At 70.1% G+C, this 8,093-nt stretch carries 7 protein-coding genes; all 7 read left to right on the top strand.

Features of this window, described 5'->3' with window-relative positions; all coding sequences use genetic code 11:
• Nucleotides 1-480: 480 nt before the first annotated feature.
• The 7 genes from G6R24_RS15725 to G6R24_RS15755 all read left to right on the top strand — a co-directional run bounded on the left by G6R24_RS15725 (nucleotide 481) and on the right by G6R24_RS15755 (nucleotide 7,720).
• Nucleotides 481-753 (top strand): 2Fe-2S iron-sulfur cluster-binding protein, encoded by a 273-nt coding sequence (locus tag G6R24_RS15725; RefSeq protein WP_163549998.1) that lies wholly within the window; start codon nucleotides 481-483, stop codon nucleotides 751-753.
• Nucleotides 754-805: 52 nt separating this feature from the next.
• Nucleotides 806-1,561 carry an iron-containing redox enzyme family protein gene (locus G6R24_RS15730; protein ID WP_163549999.1) on the top strand — a complete coding sequence of 252 codons (756 nt, stop codon included), beginning with the start codon at nucleotides 806-808 and terminating at the stop codon, nucleotides 1,559-1,561.
• Between the two features lie 38 nt (nucleotides 1,562-1,599).
• Complete coding sequence (locus tag G6R24_RS15735) at nucleotides 1,600-2,886, top strand: ATP-grasp domain-containing protein (RefSeq protein WP_163550000.1); 1,287 nt, start codon at nucleotides 1,600-1,602, stop codon at nucleotides 2,884-2,886.
• On the top strand, nucleotides 2,883-4,124 hold the full coding sequence (locus tag G6R24_RS15740; RefSeq protein WP_163550001.1) for an ATP-grasp domain-containing protein: 1,242 nt from the start codon (nucleotides 2,883-2,885) through the stop codon (nucleotides 4,122-4,124). The genes G6R24_RS15735 and G6R24_RS15740 overlap by 4 nt, the downstream gene beginning before the upstream one ends.
• Nucleotides 4,121-5,431 (top strand): ATP-grasp domain-containing protein, encoded by a 1,311-nt coding sequence (locus G6R24_RS15745; protein WP_163550002.1) that lies wholly within the window; start codon nucleotides 4,121-4,123, stop codon nucleotides 5,429-5,431. The genes G6R24_RS15740 and G6R24_RS15745 overlap by 4 nt, the downstream gene beginning before the upstream one ends.
• A 65-nt stretch (nucleotides 5,432-5,496) precedes the next feature.
• Entirely contained in the window at nucleotides 5,497-6,783 is a 1,287-nt protein-coding gene (locus G6R24_RS15750) for an MFS transporter (RefSeq protein ID WP_163550003.1), read from the top strand.
• Between the two features lie 154 nt (nucleotides 6,784-6,937).
• Nucleotides 6,938-7,720 (top strand): crotonase/enoyl-CoA hydratase family protein, encoded by a 783-nt coding sequence (locus G6R24_RS15755; protein WP_163550004.1) that lies wholly within the window; start codon nucleotides 6,938-6,940, stop codon nucleotides 7,718-7,720.
• Nucleotides 7,721-8,093: the final 373 nt, after the last annotated feature.

Raw genomic sequence — 8,093 nt, forward strand, 5'->3', positions numbered from 1 at the left:
GCAGGCGGAGAACAGTGCCCGAACCGCATGTCGGCTGCTCGACAGAAAACGCGCCGTCGCGTCAGCCGGTCGGCCACGTGATCCCACGTAAAGTCATTCTTGCCATCCCGTCATCAGCCGGTGACAGGATGGCCATGATGGCGACGGCCACCCTCGTACCGGCACATGGGAGAGCGGTTTCCGAAAGCCTCGCCCGATGGCGACCGAAGCAGCGACGGCGACCGGACGAGGCCGCGCCACCTGCCCTCGCCCCGGATATCCAGGGCTGCTTCTTGGAGCGACACGGTGAACAGCGAGAAGGTGAGCGACCCGGTAACCACCGGCGCCACCCAGGGAGGAGGCATGGAATCCGCTCCGAACCGGATACTCGGCCAGGAGAACCGCTGGGCCCACCGCGTCGGACCCAGCCCGTCGGGCCGCCGGCGGTTCGCCGCCGAACCGGTCAGTTTTTCATCCGACACACCCGCATGGAGGTGTCACATGCCCACGCTGAAGTTCGTCAGCGCCGACGAGAAGGTCGACTTCGAGGATTACGTCGACCTGACCGACATGGATGACATCATCACGTTCGGCTGTAGGTCCGGCAGTTGCGGAATCTGCGCCGTTCGCATCGTGAGTGGCGCCGAGAACCTGTCGCCGCGCACCTCACGGGAGGACAGCCTCTTCGAACTGCTCGGCGAGGACAGCCCGGCCATGCGCCTGGCCTGCCAGAGCCGGGCCTACGGCGACGCCGTCCTCGACGAGGTCAACTAGCCCCCCCACCAGCACGTTCACCCGCACACCCACCAGCATCAGGAGAACTGCCATGGAGACCACGAACCGCCTCACCCACAGCGCGCTGCTGCGCCGCAAGCCGTTCCTGTCGCCCCGCGACAGCGCGCAGGCCAAGCAGGAGATCGACGCCTTCCTGGACGAGAAGATGGCCCAGTGGAACGCGACCGTACCGTTCGCGCGCCATCTCGAGGGCAGCGAGATCCAGCTGCGGTACTACCGGCAGACGCTGATCGAGCACGCCTGGCGTATTCGCCTGATGCGCACCGCCCAGTCCTACGCCCTCCACAAGATCACGAAGGTCAATGCCGAGGCGGCGAAGCTGTACGCGGCCTATCAGGACGAGGAGATGCTGCACGACGTCCTGTTCATGAAGGACGCCGAAAAGGTGGGGCTGTCCGCGCAGGACATCTTCGAGACCGAGCCGAGCCTGTACACCCGACTGCTCGCCGGCTACCTGTACTTCGTGGCGGAGCACGAGAAGGTGCTCGGCGTGATCTGCTACAGCTATCTGGTCGAGTACACCACCCAGAAAATCACCCCGAAGCAGATCAGGGCCATGTCGAAGTCACTCGGCAAGGACATGATCGTCGGCCAGGCCGCGCACCTGAACACCGACCTCGTCGAGGACCACACCCAGGACATGTGGGACATCCTCGGTCTCTTTGTGGAGAGCCAGCAGGACATCGTCGACATCAAACGGTACTTCGACGAGATCCAGGAGCTGCTCCGCCAGTTCTTCGTGGACATGTACGAGCGTTTCGGCGCCGTCGAACCGCAGTCGGCCTGACGCCGACCGAAACCCCTGTTCCGGATTGGATTATCGGTATGGCTGGGAACTCTGGCTTTCTCGTTCTTTCGCACCAGCTCAGGACCATGGTGGCGCCGCTGGTCGCCGCGCTGCGCCAGCGGGGGATCACCCCCTACGTCCTGTCGTCGCGTCCCGCGGACGCCGGCGTCGGCGAGGCGGCGGACTGGCAGGCGGACGTCGGGGCGCTACACCTCGGCGACGGCCACGGTCTGCGCGAAGCCGACGTCGACGAGACGCTCGCCCGGTTGGCGGCGGACGGCGTCCACCTGCTGGGCGCGATCAGCGTCTGGGACGCCTACCGGGAGCTGATGGCCTACGCGAACCGGTCGATCGGCACCGGTGACCTGGCCGTGGGCACCGTCCGCCAGCTGCGGGACAAGCTCGCGATGCGGGAGCGGCTGCGCGAACACGGGTTGACGCGGGTGGGTGCCTGGCCGTTCGACCCCGAGCGTTACGCCACGCTGGCCGACCCGTCCCGCTACTTCGTCAAGCCCCGCACCGGGTTCGCCTCGCTCGGCGCCGTGCGCGCGGACCGCCTCGGCGGCGCCGCGGAACTCACCGAGCTCTGGGAGCGGGCGGCGCGCGACATCGCCTACGCCGGTGCCTTCGAGGGCGCCCCGTCGTTTCTCCTCGAGGAGTTCATCGACGGCGTGGAGTGCAGCTTCGAGGTCAGCGTCCAACGGGGTTCGGCGACCGTGCACGCCGTGCACGAGAAGGTCGACCTGCGCGAGTCCGGCCGGACGGTGCTCGAGAACGCCTGCGTGTGCCCGCCGACCTCGCTGGGCGCCGCGGCGGTGCAGCGCGGCATCGACCACGTCACGCTCGCCCTGAAGGCGTTGGACGTCGACACCGGCGTCCACCACGTCGAGGCCCGCCACACCCCCGACGGGACCTGGGAGATCGTCGAGATCAACCCGCGGATCGGCGGCGCCTACATCGTGCCCAGCACCCTGGTGCACAGCGGTGTCGACCTGCTCGGCCGCTGGATCGACCTGCTGCTCGACCAGCCCGACACGGCGGCGGCGGGCACCGAGACGGCGGCGGCCGATGGGGTGCGCAGGACGTTCTTCCGGGTCTTCTTCGGCGATCCAGGTCAGCGGATCGCCCGGATCACCCGCCGGCCGGCGCGCGTCGAGGTGCTCGAGGAGAAGGTGTTCGTCCACGACGGCGACACCCTGCCCGACGTCGACCGGGAGATCTTCGTCGGCCAGGCGCTGTGGGACATCACCGCGCTCGGCCCCGACCTGCCGGCCGACTTCGTCGTCGAGACGGAGTCCTATCTGGAGATCGGCTATCGGCCATGAACATCGTCATCCTGCACCGCATCCCGTTCAGCAAGATCCGCTACGACCTGGCCGTCGACCACACCCGCCATGACGTGCGCTACCTGTGCACGGGCACGACCGACGGCCTGCCCGCCGGCGCCCACAGCCGCGTCCTGGCCACCCCGACCACGGACGTGGACGCCCTGTCCGCACAGCACGCGGACTGGCTGGGCAACGCCGACCGGCTGATCGCCCGCTCCGAGTACGACCTGCTGCCCGCCGCGCACCTGCGTGCCCGCTTCGGCATCCCCGGTGACCGACCCGCCGACATCGCCCCGCTACGAGACAAGTGGCTCATGCGTACCCGCGCCGCGGCCGCTGGCATCCCCCAGCCCGCGTTCTGGAGCGTCGCGGACTTCCGCCGCACCCCGCCCATCCCCACGTCCACGCCCACGTCCATCACCGCGTCCACGTCCAGCGCGACGGCCGGCACCTATCTGATCAAGCCGCGGTTGGAGGCGTCCAGCACCGGCATCGAGACCGGCGACGTCCGGGCGGTCCTCGAGCGCCTCGACCGGCTCGGCGCCGAGGCCGCGGCCGAGGTGTTCGTCGAGGAGTTCGTGCCCGGCGAGATCTGGCACCTCGACGGTTATCTACGTGGCGGCACCGTCCGCGCGGCCACGTGCAGCGTCTACGTCGGGGACTGCCTGAACTTCGCCTTCGGCAGCCCGCTGGGCTCCGCGCAGACACCCGACGAGCCGGCGGCGCTCGCGCTGCTGCGCCGCACCCTGCCCGTACTCGGCCAGCGGGACGGCTGTTTCCATTTCGAACTGATCCGGGCCGGCGACGGCCGGTTTCTGTTCCTGGAGACGGCGAGTCGGGTCGGCGGCGCCGGTGTCGCGGAGACCTTCGAGCTACGCACCGGTATCAACCTCTACCAGGTGGACCTGGCGCAGCAGCTTTTCGGTGAGATCGACGAGCCGCAGGTCCGGCTGTCCACGGATCTGTACGGCTGGTTCGTCTTCCCCGCCCACCATGACACCGACCACGCCACCGTCGACTTCGACCCGCACCGGTTCACCGGACGGCTGGTGTCCCACGTCCACAACACCCGTCCGGCGGCGAAGGCCGGCGAGATCAGCTATGCCGCGGCGGCGACACCGCTTTCCGGGATCGTCCGCGGCAACGCCACCGACCTGCGGGCGACCCTCACCGAGATCTGCACACGGACGACCCAGCGGACCCAGACCCAGCCGGCCGTTCTGGAGCCGGTATGACCACGGCCTGCTTCGTCCTCACCGGTTACAACAACACCCGCGTCTACGACGTCGCCAAACTGCGCGACCTGTGCCATCGGGAACACCACGCGCGGCTCGTCCTGGTCACCGAGCGGCCGGGACCGCGGGATGCCACCGCCGCCGACGTCGTGATCGCCGCCCCGCTCGGCCAGCTCACCCCGTCCGACCCACCCGAAGCGACCGACCCACCCGGCTCGACCGGCTCGACCGGCGCCTTCGCCGCCGCGAAGCGGGTCGCCGCGCGGCTGGGACAGCTCGGGTTGCGGCCGATCGGCGTGCTGCCGTTCGCTGACCGTGGCGTCGTGCTCGGTGCGGAGCTGGCGGCCAGGTTCGGGCTGCCCGGCGCCGAACCGTCCCGGGCGGTGCTCGGCCTCGACAAGCACCGGTTCCGCGCCGCCGAGGCCGCGGTCTCCCCCACCGCGCATCCGGACGGCTACACGCCGCTGCGCAGCCAGGTCGTCCATTCACTGGGCGCGTTCGAGTCGGCCGTCCGCCGCTTCGGCGGCACCGCGTTCGTCAAACCGACCAGCGAAGGCAACAGCCGCGGCTGCCAGATCGTCCCCTCCGTCCCCGCCTGCCCGCGGGTGTGGACGGCCCTGGCGCCGTACCACGAACATGGGGTGATGGTGGAGACGCTGGTGACCGGCGCCCGCGAATACAGCTGGGATTTCGCCGGTGGCCACCGCTGGCTGACCGAGAAGCACACCACGACAGGCCGTTTCCGGGCCGAATACCAGCAGATCGTGCCGGCGCCGCTGGACGACGTGCAGACCGCGCTGCTCGACCGGGCCGGCGCGCACGTGCGCGATCTGGTGTCCCCGACCAACGGCGCCTTCCACACCGAACTCTTCCTGCTGGAGCGGGGGGTCGCCGCGGTCGAGACCAATCTGCGTCCCGCCGGCATGCACATCTGGGATCTCGCCCGGCTCGCCTTTCCCGGTTTCGACCCGTGGCGGGAATGGCTACGCTGGTCGACCACCGGCGAGATCCAGCCCGCCCGCCCGCGGGCGCACGCGGCCAGCGGTATCCGCATGCTGCGCGCCCCCCGCGACGGCATCGTCGTGTCGACCCCAACCGTCGCCGACGTCGCGGCCGACCTCGGCATCCCCCTGCACGACGCGACCCTCACCACCGCGCCGGGCCAGCGTGTGCGCGCCGAGGTCGCGGACAACGCCGGTTTCGTCGGGCAGATCGTCCTGGTCGCCCCCGACGCCCCGACCCTGCGGGACCGCCTGGACCGGCTCAGCGCCGCCGTCGAGGAACGGATTGACATCGATGCGCACTGACCGCGAGGGGGACGGCACATTGGTGATCATCCTGGCTGATGTCGTGATCGTCCTCGGGAGGAGGCATGGGTAGCTGGCAGCTGCGGGTGTTCCTGGCCGCCCGCGTGCTCTCGACGCTGGGCGATCAGGTACTGCAGTTCGCGGTGCCACTGATCATCTACACCGCGACGGGCAGCGTGTCGCTGGCCGGCTTCGCGTTCCTGGTCGAATGGCTGCCCCGGCTGAGCTCGCTGCCGCTGGCCGGGGTGCTGTCCGACCGGTTCGGCGGGCGCCGCGTCTACGCCGCCAGCGACAGCGTCCGGGCGGTGGCCTGCCTGCTCACCGTCCTGGCGTTCGGCCGATGGCCGGGGCACACCTTCGGTCTGACCGCGACCCTCATGGCGCTGTGCGCGTTCTGCTACGCCCAGACGTTCATCGCGTTGGAGTCCACCATCCCGCAGCTCGTCCCCAAGGAGGATCTGCCGAAGGCACAGGGCGTCCTGCAGATCATCAACAGCGGCTCGGGGGTGTTCGGACCGGCCGCGGGCGGCCTGATGCTGCTCTGGGTCTCCCCCACCCAGTTGCTCTGGGTGAGCGGGGTGGCGTTCGCGGTCGGCGCGTGCGGCGTCCCCGCCCTGCGCGGCCTGAACCCACTGACCCCGGACGTCCCAGCCGCCGCGGACAGCCCCGGTGCCGCCCGGACGGCCGGTGTGGTGCGTCGCAGCGTGCTGGGGGATCTGCGGGTGGGTGTGCGCAGCCTGGCCGCGGCGCCGATCCTGCTGTCGCTGGTCGGACTCACCATGGTCGCGAACCTCATGGTGGGTTTTGCCATGGCGACCGGGGCAGCCCTGACGATCGGCCGTTTCCACCAGCACGACACCGTCTTCGCGACATTGCAGATCACGGTGGGGGTCTTCTCCGTCGGCACCCTGCTGCTGCTGTCACGGCTGCGTCGGCACCTGTCCATCTACCGGATCGGCGTGCTGTCGTTCCTGCTCAGCGCAGTCGGCGCGGCGCTGATCGGGGTCGCGCCGCTGTTTCCGCTGTACGTGCTCGGCTATGGCCTGTGCCTGGGCATGACCGGCCTGTTCAACGTCTTCATCCGGGTCGAACGGCTGCACTGGATCGCCCCGGCCGAACGGGGCCGCGTCATCAGCCTGATCGTGCTGCTCAACCAGAGCACACTGCCGCTGGCCGGTGGGCTGGTCGCGCTGATCGGCGGCCGGTTGTCCGTCCAGTTGCTGTTCCTCGCCGTCGCGGCCCTGGCCTGGCCGGCCTACGCGCTGCTGCTGCGTCCGCTGCGCACCCAGGCCATGACGGCCCGCTCGGCCGACCCCGCGCCGGTGGCGGTGGCGGTACCGGTGGCGTCGTAGACCGCCTCGTCCCAGGTACTGCCGTTCGCTGGACGGCCGGACCGCCGGTGAGATGAAGTGCCAGAGGTGACAGCCTCGGGCCACCGACCACGGACCGTGGACGGCCCGACGGGCTGACGGCTGATGGCTGACGGCTGACAGGACGGAGATGGCGATGTCCGAGGTGCTGGTGGAACAGGACGGCGCGGTCCTCACGGTGACGCTGAACCGGCCGCACCGGCGCAACGCGCTGACCTACACGTCGTTCCGCTTACTCGCCGACACCTGGGACCGCGCCGACCAGGATCCGGACATCCGGGTCATCATCGTCACCGGCGCCGGCGGCAGTTTCTGCTCCGGGATGGACCTGCGGGCCCTGTCCGACCGGCAGAGTGAGGGCGGGGCCGCCGCGTCCGCCGAGGACTCCCGCGTCTACGACGCGCTGCTGCGCGACCGCCGCCCACGCCAGCCGCTGATCGCCGCGGTGGAGGGCAGCGCCGTGGCCGGCGGCGCCGAACTGCTGCTCGGCACGGACATCCGGGTCGCCGCCGAGAACGCCCGGTTCGGCCTGCCCGAGGTCCGCTGGGGTCTCTACCCCGAAGGCGGCGGCGCCGTCCGACTCCCCCGCCAGATGCCCGTCGCCCTGGCCGCCGACCTGCTGCTGACCGGACGGACCATCACCGCCGTCGAGGCCCGCGACGCCGGCCTGTTCAGCCAACTCGTCCCCGCCGGCCAGAGCCTCACGAAGGCCCGCGAACTGGCCGCCGCCATCGCCGCGAACGGCCCGCTGGCGGTGGAAGCCGTGCTGCGCACCCTGCGCGAGACCCTCACCCTGTCCGAGCAGGACGCATACGCCCACGACCACCCCTACGCCACCGCCGTCAACCACTCCCAGGACGCCCGGGAAGGCCCCGCCGCCTTCGTCGCCAGACGCACCCCCGTCTTCCACCGCCACTGACACTCCTGGTGGTAGGCGGACCGTCCCATCCAGCCAGGTCCCCTCTGCCGCCCAATCCGCCAGCGACCCCGAAGGAAACCCGCGGGATTCAGGTGAAAGGTTCCCACGGAAAGCCCCACCACGAACAGGGTGCGGGCGCGCAGAAAAGCAGCACGCTGCTCGGGGCGCAGACGGTTCCAGTCCGCCCAGAACGCCGCGACCGGATAGAAGGTGGGCACACCGCCACGTTAGTACTACCCCAGGTGCGGACCGTCACCGGCTCTTCGCCCTGCCGGCAGCCGCTAGCTGGCCTCCGCCTGATATGGGGCACCGGTCAACAGACGGTCGAAGGTCTCGGAGTCGCAGACCACGAAGCGACCGGCTTTGTAGTCTG

It is taken from the genome of Candidatus Frankia nodulisporulans, from assembly GCF_902806475.1.
Taxonomy (GTDB): Bacteria; Actinomycetota; Actinomycetes; order Frankiales; family Frankiaceae; genus Frankia; species Frankia umida.

Excerpts from the sequence above, each read along its gene's own strand:
- G6R24_RS15725 (WP_163549998.1), top strand. The coding sequence starts at position 481 with ATGCCCACGCTGAAGTTCGTCAGCGCCGACGAGAAGGTCGACTTCGAG.
- G6R24_RS15730 (WP_163549999.1), top strand. The coding sequence starts at position 806 with ATGGAGACCACGAACCGCCTCACCCACAGCGCGCTGCTGCGCCGCAAG.
- G6R24_RS15735 (WP_163550000.1), top strand. The coding sequence starts at position 1,600 with ATGGCTGGGAACTCTGGCTTTCTCGTTCTTTCGCACCAGCTCAGGACC.
- G6R24_RS15740 (WP_163550001.1), top strand. The coding sequence starts at position 2,883 with ATGAACATCGTCATCCTGCACCGCATCCCGTTCAGCAAGATCCGCTAC.
- G6R24_RS15745 (WP_163550002.1), top strand. The coding sequence starts at position 4,121 with ATGACCACGGCCTGCTTCGTCCTCACCGGTTACAACAACACCCGCGTC.
- G6R24_RS15750 (WP_163550003.1), top strand. The coding sequence starts at position 5,497 with ATGGGTAGCTGGCAGCTGCGGGTGTTCCTGGCCGCCCGCGTGCTCTCG.
- G6R24_RS15755 (WP_163550004.1), top strand. The coding sequence starts at position 6,938 with ATGTCCGAGGTGCTGGTGGAACAGGACGGCGCGGTCCTCACGGTGACG.